The organism is Marmoricola sp. Leaf446, assembly GCF_001424755.1.
GTDB lineage: Bacteria > Actinomycetota > Actinomycetes > Propionibacteriales > Nocardioidaceae > Marmoricola.
In genome coordinates this window covers 329,838-351,819 of record NZ_LMRF01000002.1, presented here as the reverse complement: position 1 = coordinate 351,819, position 21,982 = coordinate 329,838, and the positions used below count along the sequence as shown (strand labels likewise).

General features: G+C 74.2%; 22 protein-coding genes and 1 tRNA gene. 9 read left to right on the top strand and 14 right to left on the bottom strand.

The window, feature by feature from the left end; genetic code table 11:
* Positions 1 to 66: 66 nt before the first annotated feature.
* From ASG49_RS09700 to ASG49_RS09685, 4 genes are all read left to right on the top strand, one after another.
* The gene (locus ASG49_RS09700) at positions 67 to 498 is read left to right on the top strand and encodes an SRPBCC family protein (protein ID WP_056541274.1); all 432 of its coding nucleotides are present in this window, start codon (positions 67 to 69) and stop codon (positions 496 to 498) included.
* Positions 495 to 2,084: an NAD(P)/FAD-dependent oxidoreductase gene (locus tag ASG49_RS09695; protein ID WP_056540828.1), complete on the top strand. Its 1,590-nt coding sequence runs from the start codon at positions 495 to 497 to the stop codon at positions 2,082 to 2,084. Before ASG49_RS09700 ends, ASG49_RS09695 begins: the two co-directional genes overlap by 4 nt.
* A 98-nt stretch (positions 2,085 to 2,182) precedes the next feature.
* A tRNA-Phe gene (locus tag ASG49_RS09690) sits at positions 2,183 to 2,259 on the top strand.
* 182 nt (positions 2,260 to 2,441) lie between these two features.
* Positions 2,442 to 2,840, top strand: coding sequence for a VOC family protein (locus ASG49_RS09685; protein ID WP_056540825.1), 399 nt, complete (start codon positions 2,442 to 2,444; stop codon positions 2,838 to 2,840).
* A gap of 7 nt (positions 2,841 to 2,847) precedes the next feature.
* On the opposite strand, the gene ASG49_RS09680 is transcribed toward ASG49_RS09685, so the two are convergent.
* Both ASG49_RS09680 and ASG49_RS09675 read right to left on the bottom strand, forming a co-directional pair.
* Entirely contained in the window at positions 2,848 to 3,555 is a 708-nt protein-coding gene (locus ASG49_RS09680; protein ID WP_056540821.1) for an FkbM family methyltransferase, read from the bottom strand.
* Between the two features lie 148 nt (positions 3,556 to 3,703).
* Positions 3,704 to 3,973, bottom strand: coding sequence for an acylphosphatase (locus ASG49_RS09675; protein ID WP_056540818.1), 270 nt, complete (start codon positions 3,971 to 3,973; stop codon positions 3,704 to 3,706).
* Positions 3,974 to 4,016: 43 nt separating this feature from the next.
* Here ASG49_RS09675 and ASG49_RS09670 point away from each other — a divergent pair, with 43 nt between their 5' ends.
* The 3 genes from ASG49_RS09670 to ASG49_RS09660 all read left to right on the top strand — a co-directional run bounded on the left by ASG49_RS09670 (position 4,017) and on the right by ASG49_RS09660 (position 6,997).
* Positions 4,017 to 4,838, top strand: coding sequence for an Fpg/Nei family DNA glycosylase (locus tag ASG49_RS09670; RefSeq protein WP_056540815.1), 822 nt, complete (start codon positions 4,017 to 4,019; stop codon positions 4,836 to 4,838).
* Between the two features lie 154 nt (positions 4,839 to 4,992).
* The gene (locus tag ASG49_RS09665; RefSeq protein ID WP_056540810.1) at positions 4,993 to 5,946 is read left to right on the top strand and encodes a patatin-like phospholipase family protein; all 954 of its coding nucleotides are present in this window, start codon (positions 4,993 to 4,995) and stop codon (positions 5,944 to 5,946) included.
* 79 nt (positions 5,947 to 6,025) lie between these two features.
* Positions 6,026 to 6,997: a YegS/Rv2252/BmrU family lipid kinase gene (locus tag ASG49_RS09660; RefSeq protein WP_056540807.1), complete on the top strand. Its 972-nt coding sequence runs from the start codon at positions 6,026 to 6,028 to the stop codon at positions 6,995 to 6,997.
* 72 nt (positions 6,998 to 7,069) lie between these two features.
* Here ASG49_RS09660 and ASG49_RS09655 read toward each other — a convergent pair whose 3' ends face one another.
* On the bottom strand, positions 7,070 to 8,611 hold the full coding sequence (locus ASG49_RS09655) for an LVIVD repeat-containing protein (RefSeq protein ID WP_056540804.1): 1,542 nt from the start codon (positions 8,609 to 8,611) through the stop codon (positions 7,070 to 7,072).
* A gap of 199 nt (positions 8,612 to 8,810) precedes the next feature.
* On the opposite strand from ASG49_RS09655, the gene ASG49_RS09650 reads away from it, so the two are divergent.
* Entirely contained in the window at positions 8,811 to 9,497 is a 687-nt protein-coding gene (locus tag ASG49_RS09650) for a DUF305 domain-containing protein (protein ID WP_056540801.1), read from the top strand.
* A gap of 117 nt (positions 9,498 to 9,614) precedes the next feature.
* On the opposite strand, the gene ASG49_RS09645 is transcribed toward ASG49_RS09650, so the two are convergent.
* From ASG49_RS09645 to ASG49_RS09610, 8 genes are all read right to left on the bottom strand, one after another.
* Positions 9,615 to 9,827 carry a BldC family transcriptional regulator gene (locus ASG49_RS09645; RefSeq protein WP_056540797.1) on the bottom strand — a complete coding sequence of 71 codons (213 nt, stop codon included), beginning with the start codon at positions 9,825 to 9,827 and terminating at the stop codon, positions 9,615 to 9,617.
* Between the two features lie 323 nt (positions 9,828 to 10,150).
* On the bottom strand, positions 10,151 to 10,351 hold the full coding sequence (locus ASG49_RS09640) for a DUF3073 domain-containing protein (protein WP_056540794.1): 201 nt from the start codon (positions 10,349 to 10,351) through the stop codon (positions 10,151 to 10,153).
* Between the two features lie 195 nt (positions 10,352 to 10,546).
* Entirely contained in the window at positions 10,547 to 11,632 is a 1,086-nt protein-coding gene (purM, locus tag ASG49_RS09635) for a phosphoribosylformylglycinamidine cyclo-ligase (RefSeq protein ID WP_056540791.1), read from the bottom strand.
* Entirely contained in the window at positions 11,629 to 13,191 is a 1,563-nt protein-coding gene (gene purF, locus ASG49_RS09630; protein WP_056540788.1) for an amidophosphoribosyltransferase, read from the bottom strand. The genes purM and purF overlap by 4 nt, the downstream gene beginning before the upstream one ends.
* 55 nt (positions 13,192 to 13,246) lie before the next feature.
* Positions 13,247 to 14,041: an inositol monophosphatase gene (locus ASG49_RS09625; RefSeq protein WP_200936263.1), complete on the bottom strand. Its 795-nt coding sequence runs from the start codon at positions 14,039 to 14,041 to the stop codon at positions 13,247 to 13,249.
* A gap of 9 nt (positions 14,042 to 14,050) precedes the next feature.
* Positions 14,051 to 16,234, bottom strand: a complete 2,184-nt coding sequence (locus ASG49_RS09620) for an ATP-binding protein (protein ID WP_056540786.1) — start codon at positions 16,232 to 16,234, stop codon at positions 14,051 to 14,053.
* A 49-nt stretch (positions 16,235 to 16,283) separates the two neighbouring features.
* Positions 16,284 to 17,645 carry a dipeptidase gene (locus ASG49_RS09615; protein WP_056540781.1) on the bottom strand — a complete coding sequence of 454 codons (1,362 nt, stop codon included), beginning with the start codon at positions 17,643 to 17,645 and terminating at the stop codon, positions 16,284 to 16,286.
* 37 nt (positions 17,646 to 17,682) lie between these two features.
* Entirely contained in the window at positions 17,683 to 18,042 is a 360-nt protein-coding gene (locus ASG49_RS09610; protein WP_056540778.1) for a sterol carrier family protein, read from the bottom strand.
* A 123-nt stretch (positions 18,043 to 18,165) separates the two neighbouring features.
* Here ASG49_RS09610 and ASG49_RS09605 point away from each other — a divergent pair, with 123 nt between their 5' ends.
* Positions 18,166 to 18,711 carry a hypothetical protein gene (locus tag ASG49_RS09605; RefSeq protein ID WP_056540775.1) on the top strand — a complete coding sequence of 182 codons (546 nt, stop codon included), beginning with the start codon at positions 18,166 to 18,168 and terminating at the stop codon, positions 18,709 to 18,711.
* An 86-nt stretch (positions 18,712 to 18,797) separates the two neighbouring features.
* Here the strand turns inward: ASG49_RS09605 and ASG49_RS09600 are convergent, their stop codons facing one another.
* From ASG49_RS09600 to ASG49_RS09590, 3 genes are all read right to left on the bottom strand, one after another.
* Positions 18,798 to 19,382, bottom strand: a complete 585-nt coding sequence (locus ASG49_RS09600; RefSeq protein ID WP_056540770.1) for a hypothetical protein — start codon at positions 19,380 to 19,382, stop codon at positions 18,798 to 18,800.
* Between the two features lie 53 nt (positions 19,383 to 19,435).
* Complete coding sequence (gene purL / locus ASG49_RS09595; protein ID WP_056541267.1) at positions 19,436 to 21,673, bottom strand: phosphoribosylformylglycinamidine synthase subunit PurL; 2,238 nt, start codon at positions 21,671 to 21,673, stop codon at positions 19,436 to 19,438.
* 85 nt (positions 21,674 to 21,758) lie between these two features.
* A complete protein-coding gene (locus ASG49_RS09590) occupies positions 21,759 to 21,980 on the bottom strand; it encodes a hypothetical protein (RefSeq protein WP_056540768.1) in 222 nt (73 codons plus the stop codon).
* Between the last annotated feature and the right edge of the window lie 2 nt (positions 21,981 to 21,982).

The window sequence follows — 21,982 nt, the reverse complement described above, 5'->3', positions numbered from 1 at the left end:
ATGACCTCGCCCTCGTGGCGTCTGCGGACCGCGACGACGAGCGGCCACATCGGGTACCGCGCACCCATGGCTACTGTCGAGCGCGTGATGACCGTGTCCCCCGAGAAGGTCTGGGAGGTGCTGGCCGACGGCTGGCTCTACCCCGTGTGGGTCGTGGGCGCCTCACGGATGCGGGAGGTCGACGAGACCTGGCCCGCCGAGGACGCCAAGCTCCACCACTCCGTGGGCAGCTGGCCGATGCTCCTGGACGACACCACGTCGGTGATCGCCTCCGAGGAGCCGCGCGAGCTGGTCCTGACCGCCCGCGGCTGGCCGATGGGCGAGGCCCGCGTCACCCTCACGCTGGTCCCCGAGGGCGCCGGCACCCGCGTCACGATCGAGGAGGAGGCCGTCAGCGGCCCGGGCGCCCTGGTGCCCCGCCTGGTGGCCGACCCGGGGATCGCGTGGCGCAACACCGAGACGCTGCGCCGGCTCGCCTACCTCGCCGAGCGCCGATGACGACGTACGACGCGGTGGTGGTCGGCGCCGGCCCCAACGGGCTGGTCGCCGCCAACCTGCTCGCCGACGCCGGCTGGTCGGTCGTCGTGCTGGAGGCCCAGGACACCCTCGGCGGCGCGGTGCGCAGCGACCGCGAGCTGCACCCGGCCTTCGTGCAGGACACCTTCAGCGCGTTCTACCCCCTCGCCGCCGCCTCCCCGGTCGTGCGCGGTCTCGACCTGGAGGAGCACGGGCTGCAGTGGGCCCACGCCCCCGCGGTGCTGGGCCACCCCTTCCCCGACGGCGAGTGGGCGCTGCAGACCCGCGACCGCGAGGCCACCGCCTCCCGCTTCGACGAGCAGCACCCCGGCGACGGCGAGGCGTGGCTGGAGCTGTGCCGCGAGTGGGACCGCGTCGGCCCCCACATCGTCGAGGCGCTGCTGAGCCCGTTCCCACCCGTGCGTGCCGGGCTGCGCGGCCTGACCGCACTCCCGGGCCCCGGGGGTGCGCGGCTCGTCGGCGACCTGCTGCGCTCGGTGACCGGCCTCGGCGAGAGCCGCTTCGGCGGCCGCGCCCCGCGCACCCTGCTCGCCGGCAACGCCGGCCACGCCGACCTGCCGCTCACCGGCATCGGCTCAGGCGTGTTCGCGCTGATGCTCACCATGACCGGGCAGGTCCACGGCTTCCCCGTGCCCGTCGGTGGCGCGGGGGCCCTGACCGCGGCGCTGGCCCGGCGGCTGGAGAAGAAGGGCGGCCGGGTCGAGCTCGGCACGCCCGTCACCGGCATCGAGCTGCGCGACGGCCAGGCCCGGACCGTCCGCACGGCCACCGGGACGACGTACGACGCGACGCGGGCCGTCGTGGCCAGCGTCGTCGCCCCCCACCTGTACGCCGACCTGCTGCGGCCCCGCGACGTCTCGCGCCGGGTGCGCTGGGGCATGAAGCGGTTCCAGCTCGACCCCTCCACCGTCAAGGTCGACTGGGCGCTGTCGGCGCCGGTGCCCTGGGCGAGCACCCCCGCGGCCGCCCCCGGCACCGTGCACGTGGCCGACTCCGTCGCCCAGATGGTCGAGGTGACCGAGCAGGTCGCCGCGGGCGTCGTACCGTCCGACCCGTTCCTGCTCACCGGCCAGATGACCACCAGCGACCCCACCCGGTCGCCGGCGGGCACCGAGTCGCTGTGGGCCTACACCCACGTGCCGCAGCCCGCCCAGCACCGCAGCGACGCCGCCGGCGAGCTCAGCGGCCGCTGGGACCACGACGACCTCGAGCGGTTCGGCGACCGGATGCAGGCGCGGATCGAGCGGCTGGCGCCCGGCTTCGGCAGCACCGTGCTCGCCCGGCGGGTGCTCGGGCCGCACGAGCTCGAGGCCCGCGACGGCAACCTGGTGGGGGGCGCGATCAACGGCGGCACCTCGCGGATCTCCCAGGAGCTGGTGCTGCGTCCGGTGCCCGGCCTGGGTCGCGCCGAGGCCGGCGTGCCCGGGCTCTACCTGGCCTCCGCCTCGGCCCACCCCGGCGGCGGCGTCCACGGCGCCCCCGGCGCCAACGCGGCCCGCGCAGCGCTGGCGCACGAGCGCACCCGGGGCTGGCGGCCGTCGCGATGACGGGTGCCGCGATCGCCCCGGACACGGTTGCGGGCGTGCCGGAGGTGTCCGGTACAGTTCCGTCTCGGTTCCTCCGGTCCGCCGCAGGAGCCTGGTGAGGGCAGGTAGCTCAGCTGGTACGAGCGTCCGCCTGAAAAGTGGAAGGTCGGCGGTTCGACCCCGCCCCTGCCCACCACCGAGGAGGCCCGCCGGTCCGTGCGACCGGCGGGCCTTCGCCGTCCGTCCCCGGGGTAGACCGGTGGGTCGGGGCCCTTGTGGCGCTCGCACGGCCAGGGGAGAGTCGGGTGGGCCATGACCGCCGAGGCGGCGTCACGGTCCCGGGATGCTGGCGGCGCCTCCCCCACCGGAGGGACCCCCATGCTCGACCAGGCCGAAGTCACCGCCAACATCCCCGCCGCCGACCTCGCCCGGGCCCGCGCGTTCTACGCCGACAAGCTCGGCGTCACCCCCGCCCAGGAGATGTCGGGCGTCGCCCTGCTCTACCGCGTCGGCCGCGGGTCGGTGTTCACGATCTACCAGACCGAGCACGCCGGCCGGGCCGGTCACACCATCGCGCAGTGGCACGTCGACGACGTCCCCGCCGTCGCTCGGGAGCTCGCCGCGAAGGGCGTGCGGTTCGAGCACTTCGAGGCCCCGGGCATGGAGTGGGACGGCGACGTCTCGTTCACCGAGGGGATGGGTCACGCCGCGTGGTTCAGGGACAGCGAGGACAACGTGCTGTGCCTGGACAGCGGGCTCCCGACCGACCTCGGCTGAGGGTCGATCAGTCCGGCGGCGTGCGGACGAGAACGGCGTCGTGCTCGATCACCCGCAGGCTGGCGCGCTCGAAGGAGACGGGGTAGAGCCCGGCGAGCGACCAGCCCGCAGCGGCGTACTCCTGCAGGTGCTCGGCCAGCAGCGGCACGCCGTCGTAGATCGGCAGGCAGGCCACCTCGGACAGCACCGCGACCACGGGGCCGTCCGCCTGCACCAGCGGGCCCGCGCCCCGGAAGGCGGCCAGGTCGAAGCCCTGGGTGTCGAGCTTGAGCAGCACCCGGGCGGCGTCGCCGGCGAGCTCGTCCCAGGCGGCGTCGAGGCGGCGTACGGCGACCCGCTCCTCGCGCGTCCGCGACATCACGTCCTTCCAGGCGCGCCCGAACTCCGAGCTCTCGCGCAGCGACCCCAGCTCGGTCTCCTCGTCGACCGCGTGCAGCACCGCCTCGCCCTCGACGTCACCGAGCGCCCACGGCCGCACCTCCCACGCGGGGTCTCCCGCGGCCAGCTCCTCGAGCCGGCTGCGGGGCGCGGCGGCGGGCTCGAAGGAGACCAGCCGACCGGCGTACCCGCCCTCGCGCAGGCCGCGCCCGAACTGCCCCCGGTTGGCACCCACGTCGAGCACCAGGTCGACGTCGAGCGCGGTGATGAGCCACCGCAGGTGCGCGTCGCGCGCCTCCTCGCTGAGCTGCCGCTGGTGCACCAGGGGGTCGTCCATGGCACGACCCAACCACGTGCGGTCCTGGCGAGCCCGGGCGGCCGCCCGCTCCCGGCCGGGACTGGACGGCCTTCTCAGTCACTTGGCGGGCGTTGCAACAGACGTCAAGTGACTGATTACCCGGACGTCCGGGTAATCAGCGCGCTCGCTACTCCTCGACCGTGAACCCGACGAGGTCGGCGGGGTCGGTGTCGACGGTGGCGAGGTGGTGCACGCGGGCGCTCGGGGAGCCGCGGCGCAACCAGCTGAGCATGTCCTCGACCGGACCCTCCTCGCCCTCGACGAGCGCGTGCACGGTGCCGTCGCTGCGGTTGCGGACCCAGCCGGCGACCCCGAGCCGCTCGGCCTCACGGGCGGCGTACGCCCGGAACGCGACGCCCTGCACCTTGCCGGTCACCAGCACCTCCACCGCACGCATGCGTCCAGGATGCCGGGTGGGGTGAGGTCGGCACACTGGGAGCGTGCCCGAGCTGCCCGAGGTCGAGTCCGCCCGCCAGGTCATCGAGCGCGGGGCGCTCGACCGACGCATCGTCGAGGTCGACGACCACGACACCTACGAGTGCCGGCCGCACGCACCCGGCGAGATCGCCGAGGCGCTGCTCGACCGCCGGATCCGCGCGGTGCACCGGCGCGGCAAGCTGATGTGGTGCGAGACGACCGGACGGCGCTCGCGGCAGGGCGACGGTCCGCTGCTGGGGCTGCACCTCGGGATGAGCGGTCGGATCCTGGTCGTCGAGCCGGACGACAGCGAGGTCGAGGGCGGCGACCACCAGGGCGGCTCGGCCGGCCGGGTGCGCAAGGAGGAGTGGTACCGCTTCACGCTCACCTTCGACGACGGCGGGCGGCTGCGCCTGTTCGACAAGCGGCGGCTCGGCCGGGTCCGGCTCGACCCCGACCTCGACGCGCTCGGTCCCGACGCCGGGGAGATCGGCCGGGAGGAGTTCCGCGGGCGCGTGGGCCGCGGCACGGCACCGCTCAAGGCGCGGCTGCTCGACCAGTCGGTGCTGGCCGGCGTCGGCAACCTGCTCGCCGACGAGGTGCTGTGGCAGAGCCGGCTCGACCCGCGCCGTCCCGCGGGCGAGCTGTCCACCGAGGAGCTCGACGCGCTGCGGCGCGAGCTGCGGGCCGGCATCCGCCGCGCGATCCGGCTCGGCGGCGTCCACACCGGCGAGGTGGTCCCCCACCGGGGAGCCGGTCGGCACTGTCCGCGCTGCGGCGCGGAGATGACCCGGGCCACGGTCGGCAGCCGGACCACGTGGTGGTGCCCGGTCGAGCAGCGCTGACCCGGCGTACGACGCGAGCCCGGTCGGCGTTCCGGCGCGCACAGCAGCCCGCTCGGCCAATCCCGGGGTTTCCCAGCAAAACGGACATAGGAGACGCCACTATGGGTCTGGGTCCGCGATGCGCGGCCAGGACACGAGACCACCTGGAGGGGCGATGAGCGCGACCGGCGACGTCCACGCGACGACCCCGCCCCCGGCGGGGCCGCCCACCGGGCACCGCAACGTCTTCGTGCTCTCCGGTGGCGCCTCCCGCGGAGCGGTCCAGGTCGGCATGCTCGAGGTGCTGCTCGACGCCGGGATCGTGCCCCACGCGCTCGTCGGCACCTCGGTGGGCGCGCTCAACGCGGCCTACCTCGCTGCCGACCCGACCCACGACCGGGTGCGCGAGCTGCGCGGCAAGTGGCTGCAGCTGACCACCCGTGACATCTTCCCCGGTGGCACGCTCACCCGGGTGGGACACCTGGTCCGCCAGCGGCCCTACCTGTTCTCCTCGGCGGCCCTGACCCGGCTGGTCGAGGACTGGAAGCCCGTCGACCGGCTCGAGGACCTGCCGACGCCGGTGCGGGTGGTCACCACGCCGCTGGCCGGCGACGGGGCGGTCTACCACCGCCACGGCGACCTGGCCCGGCTGCTGCTGGCCTCGGCGGCGGTCCCCGCGGTCTTCGCCCCGGTCGAGCTGCCGGCGAGCTGCGGCCACCCCGGGCTGCACGTCGACGGCGGCGTGGCCGACAACGTGCCCGTGGCCGGCGCGGCCGACCTGGCACCCACCCGCGTGTTCGTGCTCGACGCCAGCGTCCCCGCCCGCCTCCCCCGAGGTCGTACGCCGATCGACGTGCTCGTCGCCAGCCTCGGCGTCGCCATCCGGGTCGGCCCGCAGGCCGACCTCGGCCCGTCGGTCCCGGTCCACCGGATGACCACCCCCGACCGGGGTGTGCGGATGACCGACTTCTCCGCGACCCGCGAGCACGTCGCCGACGGTCGCGCGGCCGCCCACCGGGCCCTGGAGGAGATGCACCGGGTCGAGCAGGCCCAGCGCGCCGCGCAGGCGACCCCGGCGCCCGCGCGCCGCGGCGTACGGCTGTGGGACCGGCGCGAGCGCGTCGCCTGAGCCGTCGGCGAGCGCGGTCCTCAGGCTCGCATCAGGTCGCTCACACGGCGTCCTCACACCCCCGGCCTACCGTGGACGCATGCCCACCGACCCTGCCCGCGACCGTGTCTGCGTGGTGCTCAACACCGCGTCCCGCCGGGGTGCCGACGCCGTCGAGGAGGTACGCCGCCTGCTCGCCGCCGCGGGCCTGGGCCACGCCCGGCTCGACGCCGTGCCCGTCGGCAGCGCGCTCGACGCCGCCCTCGACGCCGCGCTGGAGACCGGGCCCGACCTGCTGGTCGTCGGGGGCGGCGACGGCACCCTGAGCGCCGCCGCCGGCAAGGTCGCCGGCACCGGCACCCCCCTGGGCGTGCTGCCGCTCGGCACCGCCAACGACTTCGCCCGCACCTGCCAGATCCCCGGCGTGCTCGAGGAGGCGGTGCGCACGCTCAGCACCGGCAAGGTCGTCGACGTCGACCTCGGCCGGGCGCGCGCCTTCGGTCCCGGCACCGCCGCGGTGTCGCGGCCCTTCCTCAACGTCGCCTCGACCGGGCTCTCGGTCGGCGTGACCGAGCGGCTCAGCGCGCGGCTCAAGCGCCGGCTCGGGCCGCTGGCCTACCCGGTGGCCACGCTCTCGGCGTACCGCCACCACGAGCCGTTCTCGGTGCGCCTGGAGTTCCCCGACGGCGACCACCCGACGCTCGAGCTCGACGACCTGCTGCAGGTCGCGGTCGGCAACGGCCGGCACTACGGCGGTGGCAACGCGGTCTCCCCCAGCGCCTCGGTCGACGACCACACCCTCGACCTCTACGCCATCACCCGCGGCCGGCTGCGCGACCACGTCTCGATCGCGCGACTGCTCAAGGACGGCAGCTTCGTGGAGCACGACCGCGTCCACCACCTGCTCACCCGCCGGGTGCGGGTGCACACCTCGGTGCCGCAGCCGTTCAACCTCGACGGCGAGGTCGCCCTCGGCACGCCGGTGGACTTCCGGGTCGAGCGCAACGCCGTCCACGTCGTCGTGCCACGGGCCAGCACCGCCGCGTCGTACGACGGCCAGCGCGCCGCCTGACGCACCCACCCGCGGACGCACCGCGGCCCCCAGACCAGCTCGGTCCGGGGGCCGCGGTGCGTGCGGTGCAGATCAGCCGTTGAACGAGGTCTGGGCCTGCGGGTTGAGCTCGGTCATCCTCACCTTGCGGGCCGGGTCGGTGCGCTTGTCACGCAGCTCGAACACGTCGAAGCCCTTCTGGATGTCGTTGGAGTAGATGTAGCCGTTGTAGTAGTACGACGACCACGAACCACCCAGCTGCAGCGCGGTGGCCGACAGCGGACCCCGGTCGAACCAGCCGATCTCGGTGGGCTTGGAGGAGTTCGTGAAGTCGAAGACCGACGTCCCGCCCTGGTACCACGCCTGGACCATCACGTCCTTGCCCTCGACCGGGATCAGCGAGCCGTTGTGGGCCACGCAGTTCTCGGTGTCGGCCTGGGTGCGCGGCATCTTGTAGTAGCTGCGGAACTCCAGCTGGCCGGCGACGATGTCGTAGATGCCGTTGGCACCCTTGGTCGACCCCACGGCCGGGTTGCAGGTCGGGCTGCCGCCACCGCCGAGCTCGTCGGTGAAGACGACCTTGGTGCCGGCGTTGTTGAAGGTCGCGGAGTGCCAGAACGCGAAGTTGGTGGTGTCGCGCACCGTCTCGGTCACCTTCGGGTTCTCACGGTCCTTGATGTCGAGCAGCACGCCGTCGCCCATGCAGGCGCCGGCAGCGACGTCCTTCGCGGGGTAGGTCGTGATGTCGTGGCAGCCGGTGGTGGCGCTGGAGCCGTTGCCACCCGGGTTGCCACCCTCGGGGAAGAGGACGGGCTCGTTGACGACCTTGGCGTCACGCGGCGCACCGGCCGGGATCTTCACGACGCTGATCTTGTCGTGGGCCGGCTGGCAGTCGGGGAAGTCCGCCCGCGGGGAGTACGACGAGACGTAGACGTAGACGGACTTGCCGTCCTTGCTCGGGGCGAGCGAGTTGGTGTGGGAGCCGCAGTCGGTCTCGATCGCGGAGACGTACTCGGGCCGCTTGGGGTCGCTGATGTCGAAGATGCGCAGGCCCTCCCACGACGACTTCTCCGTCGCGGGCTGCGGCGTGCTGTCGGCGCACGAGGAGCTGCTGCGGCTGGAGTCGACGCTGAAGACCAGGATGTCGCCCGAGATCGACACGTCGCCCTGGCCGCCGGGGCACAGGAACTGCGTCACGGCCTTGGGCTTCTTGGGGTTCTTGATGTCGAAGACGGTGAAGCCGTTGTAGTTGCCGGCGAAGGCGTAGTCGCCCTTGAAGGCCAGGTCGCTGTTGTACGCCGAGGACTCCGCGAAGGCGCCCTGCTTGGGCACGTTGGCGACCAGCTTCATGTTGGCGCTGCTGGCGCTCTGGCCCGGCGCGAGCTGCCCCTGGCTGGGGGCGACCTTGCGGAAGTCCTGGCCGGGCAGGCAGCCGGCGGCGAAGTTGTCGCCGGCCTTGGCCAGCTTCTTCTTCTCGGCGTCGGTGCAGCGGGGGTCGGCCTGGCTGGCGCTCGAGGACTCGCCCTCGTGGGCCAGGACGGGGCCGGCGGTGGCGATCAGGCCGAGGGCCGCGACGCTGGACAGGAGCGCCGTACGGCGCAGGGGCGTGCGGGCACGCCGTCGTTGGAGGTGCATTCCCGAGAACCTTTCGTGACGGGCCGACGGGTTCTCCGTCGGTACCGGTTCGTCGTACCCTGACCGTCCTGTCCTGTCCGTGTAAAGGTCCCGGCACCCCGTTTCGCGCAGGTCGTGCTGGATTCGTTACCGATCGAGGAGCCCCACCGTGTCCGTCTCGGGATGCACCCCCACACGCCTTCTCCGACCCGTCCGGCCCGTGCCGCGCCTCGCCGCCCTGGCCCTGCTCGGGGTCCTGACCCTGTCGGCCTGCGGCGGCACCGACGCCGATCCCGGCGCCGGGGCCTCGCCCTCCGGCGGGTCCACCGCCTCCGACGGGCCGCGCGTGGTCCAGGGGGGCGAGCCGGGCGAGGACGCCCGCGAGGTGAGCGGGGACGACGCCGTCGCCGAGGACGAGTGGTCCCACGACGACGTGATGTTCATGCAGATGATGGTCCCGCACCACGCGCAGGCGCTGCGGATGTCCGAGCTGGCGCCGGAGCGCGCGGAGGACCCTCGGGTCCGGCGGCTGGCCGAGCGGATCGAAGCGGCCCAGGGGCCGGAGATCACCATGATGGCGGCGTGGCTCGACGAGCGGGCGCTGGAGGTGCCCAGCGCGAAGGACCCCATGGCGCTGGACCACGGCAAGCACGGTCACGCGTCGATGGAGGGCATGCTCACCGACGCCCAGATGGACGCGCTGGCGAGGTCGCGCGGGGCGGCCTTCGACGAGCTCTACCTGAGCTCGATGATCCGCCACCACGAGGGAGCGGTCGCGATGGCCGACGAGACCGCCGGCGAGGGGGTCGACGCCCGGGTGGGCGAGCTGCGCGACGACGTCACCGCGACGCAGACGGCCGAGATCGCGCGGATGCAGCAGCTCCTCGACGACCTCCGGTCCGCCTAGGACCTGCGGGGACCCGGACAGGGCCCCGAACGTGCACGAGGCTCCTCACCGGTGGGTGAGGAGCCTCGGTCGGCCTCGGGTGGCGCGGTGCGAGCACACCGCGCCGAGGACACGAGGTCAGTCGCGAGCGCCGCGCTGGGCGGGGATGGTGCCGCCCAGGAGCTCGTTGACCTCGGACTCGCGGTAGCGGCGGTGGCCGCCCAGCGTGCGGATGGCGGACAGCTTGCCCGCCTTCGCCCAGCGCGTGACCGTCTTCGGGTCCACGCGGAACATGGCGGCCACCTCAGCGGGCGTGAGGAGGGATTCGGTCTCAGTCGGTCGCGTTACCACGGCGCTCCCCTTTGTGCTAGTTCAGAGCGACTTGCTCTGAGGGGAGTCTGCCACCGAGGGGGGTCCATCGAAACCTGATATGTCCGGATTCCGGGAAACCGGGGAAATTCGGCGATCGCCGTCTAGACCGGCTCGGGTCCACTCTTGCGTAGACCCCCGTATGGTGCATTCGCACCAAGGCGGACATCCCTCGCATGTCGCCCCCGCGGCGCGGTAGTCCGAGACGAGAAGCACCGTCGGGGGCTCCCCCGTGGTGCCGATCGTCTCGGAGTACGCCGCAGTGCCGGCTCACCGAGAGCCGGGGAGGAGACGACGGGCGAGGGTCAGTCGCGCGAGGAGGGGCCGGAGTAGTCGGCCCACTTGTCGTACTCGTCGGAGTCATCGACACGGTCGGTGTTCTCGGCCGGGGCCGAGTCACTCCCGTGGAGCTCCTGCGCCAGCGACGCGAAGTCCGTCTCGTGAGTGCGGTACTTCAGATCGCGAGCAACCTTGGTCTGCTTCGCCTTTGCACGGCCGCGCCCCATGGGTGGCCCCCTCGCACGTTTGGCCGGCGCTCGACGGCTGCCGGTCGGAGTCAACTGTTCGTGACGCAACCCTAGCCGCCCGATGGTCACTCGCGCACATCGGGCGGGCATCGGCGAGCCCGCCGCGTGGCCGGGGCGGTCCGGACGCGTCGTGGCGCGGGCCCGTGGGGGCCCGGGGCGGGGTGGTGCGGGGGCTCAGCGGTGGTCGCCGCGCAGCCGGACCCGGCCACCGTCCTGCTCGTCGGCGGTGGCGACCGTGCCGGCCACCCAGGCCTCGATGCCGTGGCCCGCGAGCAGCGAGACGGCCCGGTCGGCGTCCTCGGGCGCGGTCAGCGAGACCATCCCGACACCGCAGTTCAGGGTGCGCTCGAGGTCCTTGCGGGCCACCGACCCGGTGCGCGAGACCAGCTCGAAGACCGGCGGCAGCGACCACGTGGTGCGGTCGAGGGTCGCGTTCAGCTCGACGGGCAGCACCCGCTCGAGGTTGGCGGCCAGGCCACCGCCGGTGATGTGGGACATCGCGTGGGTCTCGGTGTCGCGGGCGAGGTCGAGGCAAGCCTTGGCGTAGATCCGGGTCGGCTCGAGCAGCTCCTCGCCCAGCGTGCGGCCGAGGTCGTCGACGTGCTCGTCCAGCGACCGGCCGCCCTGGGTGAGCAGCACGTGGCGCACCAGGGAGTAGCCGTTGGAGTGCAGCCCGCTCGAGGCCATCGCGACCACGGCGTCACCGGGCCGGACCCGCCCGGGGCCGAGCAGCTGGGAGGCCTCGACGACGCCGGTGGTCGAGCCCGCCACGTCGTACTCGTCGGGGCCGAGGAGGCCGGGGTGCTCGGCGGTCTCGCCGCCGATCAGCGCGCAGCCGGCGGCCACGCAGGCCTCGGCGATGCCCTTGACGATCGCGGCGATGCGCTCGGGGACGACGCGGCCGGTGGCGATGTAGTCGGTGAGGAAGAGCGGCTCGGCGCCGCACACGACGAGGTCGTCGACGAGCATGCCGACCAGGTCGAAGCCGATGGTGTCGTGCTTGTCGAGCGCCTGGGCGATGGCCACCTTGGTGCCCACACCGTCGGCGGAGCTGGCCAGCAGCGGGCGGTCGTAGGCCTTGAGCGCACTGGCGTCGAAGAGTCCGGCGAAGCCACCGATGCCGCCGATCATCTCGGGGCGTCGGGCCTGGTCGACCCAGACCTTCATCAGCTCCACGGCACGGTCGCCGGCCTCGATGGAGACCCCGGCCGACTCGTACGTCACCCCGGCGGTGCCCGCGGGACCGGTGCCGGCGCTCACGGGCGCTCCAGGGCGTCGGGCGCCCCGCCCCCGGTCAGCGACGTCGCCAACCCGTCGGCGTCGAGCAGCGGCGCCATCTCGAGCAGGTGCTTGCCGAGGTTCTCCGGCTCGGGCAGCTTGACCGGGTAGACCCCGTCGAAGCAGGCGCGGCACAGGTCGTCCTTGGGCACGGTGGTCGCCTCGACCAGCCGGTCGAGCTCGATGTAGCCCAGCGAGTCGGCGCCGATGGAGGAGCAGATCTCCTCCGAGCTCAGGCCGTTGGCGATCAGCTCGGCGCGGGTGGCGAAGTCGATGCCGTAGAAGCAGGGCCACTTCACCGGCGGGCTGGCGATCCGGACGTGCACCTCGCGGGCGCCGGCCTCGCGCAGCATGCGGACCAGGGCGCGCTGGGTGTTGCCACGCACGATGGAGTCGTCGACGACCACGAGCCGCTTGCCCTCGATGACGTCGCGCAGCGGGTTGAGCTTGAGCCGGATGCCGAGCTGGCGGATGGTCTGGCTCGGCTGGATGAAGGTGCGCCCGACGTAGGAGTTCTTCACCAGGCCGGTGCCGTAGGGGATGCCGCTGGCCTCGGCGTAGCCGATCGCGGCCGGGGTGCCGGACTCCGGCACCGGGATCACCAGGTCGGCGTCGGCGGGGAAGTCCTGGGCCAGGCGGCGGCCGATCTCGACCCGCACGCTGTGGATGCGCCGACCCGAGATCAGGGTGTCGGGGCGGGCCAGGTAGACGAACTCGAACAGGCAGCCCTTGGGTGCGGCCTCGGCGAAGCGACGGGTGCGCAGGCCCTGCTCGTCGACGGCGACCATCTCGCCGGGCTCGATCTCGCGGATGTAGGAGGCGCCGACGATGTCGAGCGCGGCCGTCTCGCTGGCCACGACCCAGCCGCGCTCGAGGCGGCCGAGCACGAGCGGGCGGATGCCCTGGGGGTCGCGGGCGGCGTACAGCGTGCCCTCGTCCATCCAGACGAACGAGTACGCGCCCTTGATGAGCGGCAGCAGCTCGGCCGCACGCTCCTCCAGGCTGGTGTCGGGGTGGTAGGCCAGCAGGGCGGTGACCAGCGAGGTGTCGTTGGTGGTGACCTCGAGCTTGCGGCCGCCGAGGTCGAGCTCGCCGCGGTCGCCCGGCATCGCGTCGACCATCTCCTGCAGGTCGCGGGTGTTGGTCAGGTTGCCGTTGTGGGCCAGCGCGATCGAGCCGTGCTCGGTCGGACGGAAGGTCGGCTGGGCGTTGTGCCAGGTGCTGGCGCCGGTCGTGGAGTAGCGGGAGTGGCCGACCGCGAGGTGGCCCTTGAGGGCCTCCAGCGTGGACTCGTCGAAGACCTGCGAGACCAGGCCCATGTCCTTGTAGACCAGGATCTGGCGGCTGTTGCTGACCGCGATGCCCGCCGACTCCTGGCCGCGGTGCTGCAGCGCGTAGAGGCCGAAGTAGGTCAGCTTGGCGACGTCCTCCCCCGGGGCCCAGACGCCGAAGACGCCGCAGGCGTCCTGCGGTGAGCGTTCGTGGGGGTCGAGGTCGTGAGTCAGACGGCCGTCACCGGGACGGCTGGAGGGGCTGGCCACGGGCCCGAGTGTACGGCCCGGCGGCGGGTGCCGTGACACGGCGACGGTGAGCGGTCTAGGAACCGGTGCGGGGCCAGATGCCCTCGCAGGCCTCCAGCACCAGGCGGAGCGTCTCCGCGTCGGCGGCGACGACGAGGCCGGGCGAGTCCGACCGGGCGGTGTAGGGGGTGCCGTCGCGGTGGGCCACCGCTCCCCCGGCCTCGCGCAGCATCAGCGAGCCGGGCAGGTGGTCCCACGCGTTGGTGTGGCCGTAGAGCAGGTAGTCGGCCTCGCCCTCCAGCAGCCGCGGGTAGTCGATGCCGCAGCAGACCCACGAGCCGCGCAGGGCCGGGAGCCCGAGGGGCTGGCGCCCCCGACGCGACCAGATCGAGGTCGCGCCGCGCGGCTGCGGCCCGGCGGGCTCGCGGACGACGGGCTCGCCGTTGCGGCGCGTGCCCGCCCCACGCTCGGCCACCCAGGCCACCCGGTGCTCGGGCTGCCAGATCCAGCCGCGTACGGTCTCGCCGTCGACGACCTCGGAGACCATCACCGCGTGGTCGGGCGAGCCCTGCACGAAGTTCTTGGTGCCGTCGACGGGGTCGACGGTGAAGCCGTGGGCCGCGTCGCGGAACCGCTGCAACAGCCCCTCGTCGCCCGCGTAGGCCTCCTCGCCCAGCACGACGGCGTCGGGGTAGGCCTCGAGCAGCGCCGCGGTGAGCAGCTCCTCGGCCTCGCGGTCGGCGACCGTCACCAGGTCGCCGGGCTGCTTCTCGTCGATGTCGGACTCCGACAGCGAGCGGAAGCGGGGCGTCACCACCTCGGCCGCCACCTCCTGCACGAGCGTCAGGACGGCGTCGGTGGTCAGGGGCACCGCTCCAGGCTAGCGAGGCCCCCCGACGGTCTCGGGGTCGCCGGGCCCGGTGAGGAAGCCGGTCGCCGCGCCGGGGGCGGAGCCGGTCGTGCCGGCCCGGGCGCCGGGGAACCAGCCCGGGGCCACCGGGAGGGTGAAGCTGAACAGCGCGCCCTCGCCGAGGGTGCTCTCCACCCAGATCCGACCACCGTGCTGCTGCACGATCGAGCGGGTGATGGTCAGGCCCAGCCCGGTGCCGCCCCGGTCGGTCGCCGCACCGCTGGTGACCTGGTGGAACCGCTCGAAGACGTGCTCGAGCTGGTCCTCGGGCAGCCCCGGACCGTGGTCGCGGACGGTGACCAGCACCGCGTCGCGCTCGGTGGTGACCCCGACCTCGACGGTCCCGCCCTCGGGCGAGAACTTCACGGCGTTGCCGATGAGGTTGACCAGCGCCTGCTCGATGCGGTCGGCGTCGCCCCACACCTGGGCGGGGCCCACCTCCCCGACCTCGATGCCCACGTGCGCGCCGGCCGCCAGCGGCTGGAGCGCGGTGACGGTCTGGTGGAGCACCCGGGCCAGCGGGATCCGGGTGCGGTGCAGGCGGAACTGGCCGGTCGCCAGCTTCTCGGCGTCGATGATGTCGTCCACCAGCCGGCTCAGCCGCTCCACGCCCCGGCTCGCGTTGGCGACCAGGCGGTGGCCGTCCGGGGTGAGCTCGCCCGCGTCACCGTCGACGAACATCTCGAGCACGCCGCGCACCGAGGTCAACGGGGTGCGCAGCTCGTGGCTGACCGTGGAGACGAACTGCCGCTTCACCTGCTCCACGGCCACGCGGGCCGAGACGTCGCGGAAGGCGATCACCACCCCGCCGTCGTGGGCGGCCTCGGCCCGGTCGGCGGTGTCGAACGGCTGGGGCGTCGCGTGCAGCTCCACCGGCACGACCGCCCCGTCGCGGTGGCGCAGCTCGGCGTCGACGCCGTCGACCACCGACCCCCTCAGGGCTGCGTCGAAGGGGCAGTCGTGCCGCGGCGCGGTGCACAGCGCTCCGCAGGCCTCGCGACCGACCAGCTCCTCGGGCGTGCGGCCCAGCAGGGTGCAGGCGGAGGCGTTGGCGAAGGTGATGACGCCCCGGCCGTCGGTGCTGACGATGCCGTCGCCGACGGTGTCCAGGATGGTGGCGTAGCGCTCGGTCCAGTCGCGCAGGTCGGCGGTGCGGTCGGCGACCTCGCGCTCCAGGCGCCAGTGGAACCTCCGGGCGTCGGAGCTGACCACCACGTGACGCACCACCACCGCGAGCGTCAGGACGGCGGCGAGCACCCGCTGCGGCCAGTGGTCGAGCCCGACGGCGATGCCGGTCACCGCGGCGACGACCACCACGGCCTCGGGCGCGGCGAGCACCACGCGCGAGACCCGGGAACCCACCTCCAGGGTGTCCGGCCGGCGACGGACCACCCGGTGGGCCGAGAGCGCCAGCAGCGTCGTACCGACCCCGACGGCCCAGGTCACCCCGGCCGGGGCGACGTAGGCGTCCGGGGTGAGGGTGTACGCCGCGGCGCCGGCCAGCCACGCGACGAACGACGCCGAGAGCAGGAACAGCTCCGGTCGGGGCGGGTAGACGTGGCGTCGGCTCAGCTCGTAGGCCAGCCCCACCATCGCGAGCGCCGCTGCCGGGTAGGCCAGCGCGAACACGCGCACGGCGCCCGACGCCCCCTCGACCGCCTGCTCCACCAGCGACACCGAGCCGATCAGGCCGACGCCGGCCACGAGCACCAGGACGTCGAGCCAGGCCCGGGCCGCCTGCCCCGGGGTCCAGCGCGGGCGCGGGAGCACCAGCAGCGCGGCGAGCACCAGCAGCATCGCGGCGCCCTGCAGCGGGTAGATGCCGGCGTTGATGCCGCGGCCCGGCAGCACCACGGCGGAGACGACCGTGACCACGTTGCCGGCCGCCCACGCGGCGGCCGCCCCGGCGAGCAGCCGCCAGGCCAGCGACCAGCGCGCCCGGGTCACCCGGCCCGCGCGCCAGCACAGCAGCACGGCCGGCACGAAGAGCGCCGCCCCGAGCACCTGGGCGGTGGCGGCGACCGCCACGGTGCCGGGCAGCAGCAGGGCGAGGGCGCCGGCGACGACCAGCGCGGCCACGACCAGGAGTGTCGTACGCCGCCCCACGGCGGGCGCAGCGTCGCGTCCGCGCGCCTCGACGTCGTCGGCTCGCACGGCCCACCTCCACCCGGACCCGCGGGGACATGGCGGGCGCGCGGCCACCCTAGTCCGCGGCCCCCACCCCGGCGAGCAGGTCGAGGAGCCGCGTCTCGGCGAGGCAGACCCGCTCGAACTCGGCGAGGTGCAGGCCCTCGTCGATGCCGTGGGCACGGGTGTCGGGGTCCTCGACGCCGGTCACCAGCACGCTGGCCTCCGGGAAGGTCTCGAGGAACTCGGCGATGAAGGGGATGGAGCCGCCCACGCCCATGTCGACGGGCGCGGTGCCGTCCCAGGCCTCGGTGAAGGCCTGGCGCGCCGCGTCGTACGCCGGACCGGTGGCGTCGATGCGGGTCGCCTCACCGGTGTCGACCAGGTCGACGGCCAGCTGGGCCCCCCAGGGCACGTGGGCCTCGAGGTGGTGGCGCAGGCACGCCAGCGCGTGTGCCGTGGTGTCGCCGGGCGCGACGCGGAGCGAGATCTTGGCCCGGGCGACCGGGGTCAGGGTGTTGCTCGCGCCCTCGACCCGCGGGGCGTCGACGCCGGTCACGGTCAGGGCCGGCTTGGTCCAGAGCCGCTCGACGACCGAGCCGGTGCCGATCAGCTCCACGCCGGGGTGGGCGCCGGACTCGGCGCGCAGCCGGTCGGCGGGGTACTCCACGTCGGCGGCGGGCCCGCTCACCAGACCCTCCACCGCGACGTCGCCGGCGTCGTCGTGCAGGCTGGCCAGCAGCCGCGTCAGCGCCATCAGCGCGTCGGGCACGAGCCCGCCCCACATGCCCGAGTGCACGGCGTGGGTGAGGGTGCGCACGGTGACGTCGACGCGGACCAGGCCGCGCAGGCTGGTGGTGAGCGCGGGGACGCCGATGTCCCAGTTGGCGCTGTCGGCGATCACGATGACGTCGGCGCGCAGCGTGTCGGCGTGCTCGCGCAGCAGGTCGGGCAGGGTGTCGCTGCCGACCTCCTCCTCGCCCTCGACGAACACGGTGACGCCGACCCCGAGGTCGTCGCCGAGCGCGCGGACCGCGGCCAGGTGGGCCACGATGCCGGCCTTGTCGTCGGCGGCGCCGCGCGCGAACAGCCGCCCGTCGCGCTCGGTCGGCTCGAAGGGCGGCGAGGTCCACTCGGCGTGGTCGTTCTCGGGCTGCACGTCGTGGTGGGCGTAGAGCAGCACCGTGGGCCGACCCTGCGGCGCGGGCTTGCGCGCGATCACCGCGGGGGCGCCGCCGTCCTCGCGGGCGCTCACGATGCGGGTGTCCTCGAACCCCTCGGCCCGGAACAGCGTCGCCACCGCCTCGGCGCTGCGCTGCACCTCAGCGACGCGGGCCGGGTCGGCGCTGACCGACTCGATCCGCACCAGGTCCTCCAGGTCCGACCGCAGGCGCGGCAGCTCGGCCTGCACCCGGGAACGCAGCTCCTCGATGTCCATGGCGCCACCCTAGGAGCCCCGGAGGGAGCCCGACGGCCTACCCCAGCGGGAGGTACGCCGTCAGGTCGGCGCGCTCGCCGGAGGCCCGGACCCGTCCGGCGGCCAGCGCCTCCGACCACGAGACGGCTGCCGTGGCCAGCGCGATCCAGGTGTCGGCGTCGAGCTCGACCACGGCCGGCGGGGTGCCGCGGGTGTGACGCACGCCCGGGATCACCTGCGCGGCGGCGTACGGCGGGACCCGGACCTCGACCGAGGCGCCGGGCGCGCGCTCGGCCAGCACCGCCAGGTAGTGCTTGACCAGCAGCTTGAGGTCGGCGCGGCCGTGGTCGCCCGTGGCGAGCCGGGCCCGGGCGTCGGCGACCGCGCCGGGGTCGGCGAGGCGGAGGTGGGCGGGCACGACCCCAGGCTAGCCAGCGCGTGAGCCCGAGGGGTCGGAGGCCGGTGAGGCCCCTCGGGCGTGGGTACGGGTCGGTATCGGCCGCCGCAGCCCTGCGCGGCCCACCCCATCGGAAGGACATCCATGTCCGAGCGCGACACCGTCATCCGCAGCATGCACGACCTCGGCCTCGCCACCTGGTTCGGAGGCTCCCTCATGGGCGCCGTCGGGCTCAACGGCGCCACCGCCGAGGCGCACGACCCGCAGGAGCGCACGCGCCTGTCCTCGCTGGGCTGGAAGCGCTGGTCCCCCGTGGCCGCCGCGGCCATCGGCGTCCACGCCATCGGCGGCGCCGGCCTCATCGCCTCCAACAGCAACCGGGTCCGCCAGCAGGACGAGGCGGCCAACAACACGCTGGTCAAGCTCGGTCTCACCGTCGTGGCCGCCGGCCTGACGGCGTGGTCGGGTGCGCTGGGCCGCAAGGTCGAGCAGGAGCAGGACCAGGGCGCCGTCGGCGCCACCGAGCCCCACGCCGGCGCCTCCGAGGGCCTGAAGAAGGCCCAGCGCCAGCTCAAGATCACCCAGTGGGCGATCCCCGCCGTCACCGGCACCCTGATCGTCATGGGCGCCCAGCAGGGCGAGCAGCAGAAGCCCTCGCAGCAGCTGCGCACCCGCCTCGCCTCGTTCTGAGCCGCAGGTGACGCACGACGGCCCCGGGACCTCACGGTCCCGGGGCCGTCGTGCGTGACGGGTCTCCGTCGGGCGCGGGGCCCGGGTCAGGAGCCGGACTGCTGGGCGAAGACGTCGGCGACCGGCTGACCGATCTCCTGGTCGCCCTCGATCTTGACCTTGTCCTGGTTCGCCGGGTCCGGGACCAGCTTGGAGACCTCCTCGCCCTTGCCGCACACCCCGTCGGAGAGCACGACGCCGACGTCGCCGGCCCCGGTGAAGGTGCCGGAGATGCCCTTGTTCTCGTCCTGGACGCAGATCGTCTGCGCCTGCGGGTCGAAGTCGGCGACGGAGACCCCGTCGGGGAAGTCGGCCTGCGCGTTGAACTCCTCGGCCGAGCCCGGCTGCTGCACCTTGCCCTGCTGCTCGGTCAGGGCGGTGAACAGGGCGGCGTAGTCCTCCCCGGTGGCCTCGGCGGCCTCGGGCGACGCCGACGCCGACTCCGAGGAGGAGCCGGAGGCCGAGCCACCCTCGGACCCGCTGTCGGACCCGCTGTCGGAGCCGCCGCAGGCGGTCAGGGTCAGGGCCAGGGCGAGGCCCGGGATCAGGGCGAGTGCGCGCGTGGTGATGGTGTCCTCCAGGTCGGCGGCGACGGGTCGCGGCCTCGGACGGCTCGCACCTCGTCGTCCCACCACTGTGACGGACCGGACCACGCGACGGGCACCAACCCCCGGGTCGGGCCCTCTCAGCCCAGGGCGAGCGGCAGGGTCGCGACCCAGGCCTGGTGCAGCTCGTCCAGGGGTACGTCGAACGCGCCGGCCACCGACACGGTCGTGCCGCCCGTGGTCCCGATCGCCGTCACCGGCACGCCCGCCTCGCGGGCCGCCGCGACGAGCGCCTCCTCGTCGGCCGGGTCGACGGTGACGACCGCGCGGGCCGCCGACTCGGCGAACAGCGCGACGAAGACGTCGGCGTGGACGCCGTCGAGCGTGACCTCGACACCGACGTGGTGGCGCAGCGCGGACTCCACCAACGTCTGCGCGAGACCGCCGTCGGAGACGTCGTGGGCCGAGGTGAGCAGCGCGGCCGAGCCGACCAGCACCTCGCTCAGCGCCCGCTCGGCGGCGAGGTCGACGCGCGGCGGCAGCCCGCCGAGGTGGCCGTGGACGACGTGCGCCCACTCCGAGCCCGACAGCTCCTCGCGGCTCTCCCCCAGCAGCAGCACCCGGTCGCCGGCGCGACCGAAGCCGGTCGGGGTGCGCCGGGCGACGTCGTCGATGACGCCCAGCACGGCGACGACCGGGGTGGGGAGGATGGCGGTGTCGCCGGTCTGGTTGTAGAGGCTGACGTTGCCGCCGGTGACGGGCACGCCCAGCTCGAGGCAGGCGTCCTTGAGGCCGCGGCAGGCCTCGGCCAGCTGCCACATCACGGCCGGGTCCTCGGGGGAGCCGAAGTTGAGGCAGTCCGAGATCGCGACCGGGGTGGCGCCGCCGGTGGAGACGTTGCGATAGCTCTCGGCGAGCGCGAGCTGCGCCCCGGCGTACGGGTCGAGGCGGGCGAAGCGGCCGTTGCAGTCGGTCGAGAGCGCGACCCCGAGACCGGTCTCGTCGTCGATGCGCACCATGCCGCTGTCGCTGGGCTGGGAGAGCACGGTGTTGCCGCGGACGTAGCGGTCGTACTGGTCGGTGATCCACGACTTGTCGCACAGGTTGGGGCTGGCCACGAGCCGCAGCAGCGTCTCGCGGAGCTCGTCGGGCGTGGTCGGGCGCGGCAGCGCCTCGGCCCCGTCGGCCTGGAGCACGTCCTGGGAGTCGGGGCGGGCGTAGGGACGCTCGTAGACCGGGCCCTCGTGGGCGACCGTGCGCGGGTCGACGTCGACCACCGTCTCGCCGTGCCAGTCGATGACCAGCCGGCCCTCGCCGGTGACCTCGCCGACCACGGTGGCCTCGACGTCCCACTTGCCGCAGATCTCCAGGAAGCGCTCGACGTCGGCGGGCTCGACCACCGCCATCATCCGCTCCTGGCTCTCGCTCATCAGGATCTCCTCCGGGGCCAGCGAGGAGTCGCGCAGCGGCACCCGGTCGAGCTCGACGTGCATGCCGCCGTCACCGGCGGCCGCGAGCTCGCTGGTGGCGCAGGAGATGCCGGCCGCGCCGAAGTCCTGGATGCCGGCGACCACGCCCGCGGCGAACAGCTCGAGCGTGCACTCGATGAGCAGCTTCTCCATGAAAGGGTCGCCGACCTGGACGGCGGGGCGCTTGGACGGCTTGGTCGCGTCGAAGGTCTCCGAGGCCAGGATCGAGGCGCCGCCGATGCCGTCGCCGCCGGTGCGGGCGCCGTACAGGACCACCTGGTTGCCGGCGCCGGTCGCCTTGGCGAGGTGCAGGTCCTCGTGGCGCAGCACGCCGACGCAGAGCGCGTTGACGAGCGGGTTGCCGAGGTAGGTCGGGTCGAAGACGGCCTCGCCGCCGATGTTGGGCAGGCCGAGGCAGTTGCCGTAGCCACCCACCCCGGAGACGATCCCGGGCAGCACCCGGTGGGTGTCGGGCTCGTGCAGCGGACCGAAGCGCAGCGGGTCCATCACCGCGACCGGGCGGGCGCCCATAGCCAGGATGTCGCGGACGATGCCGCCGACGCCGGTGGCGGCGCCCTGGTGCGGCTCGACGTACGACGGGTGGTTGTGGCTCTCGACCTTGAAGGTGACGGCGTAGCCCTGGCCGATGTCGATGACCCCGGCGTTCTCGCCGATGCCGGCGAGCATCCGGCCCGCCCGGGTCTCCTGCGGGATCTCCGAGAACTGCTTGAGGTGCACCTTGGAGGACTTGTAGGAGCAGTGCTCGCTCCACATCACGGAGTACATCGCCAGCTCCGAGGAGGTGGGCCGGCGACCGAGGATCTCGCGGATCCGGGCGTACTCGTCGGCGGTCAGGCCCAGCGTCGACCAGGGCTGCTCGCGCTCGGGGTCGGCCGCGGCGACCGCCACGGTGTCGAGGCCCGTCTGGGGACCAGCGTCGAGACCGGGGTCGGAGGGACGGTCGGGCTCGGGCGAGGTCGTCTCGGGCACGGCGTCAATCTACCGGGGCCGGACCCCTGCCCCCGCCGCCCGTCCCGCCGCCCGTCCCGCCGCCCGTCCCGTCGTCGGCCTCGGCCAGCCGCTCGTGCAGCCGCGCCCGCACGTCGTCGGGCGAGAGCTGCGCCCGCTGGCGCTGGTCGCGCGCGATGATGGCGCCGGTCGCGGCGACGCCACCCACCCCCGCCAGGCCCAGCAGCTTCCACCACGAGAACTTCACCG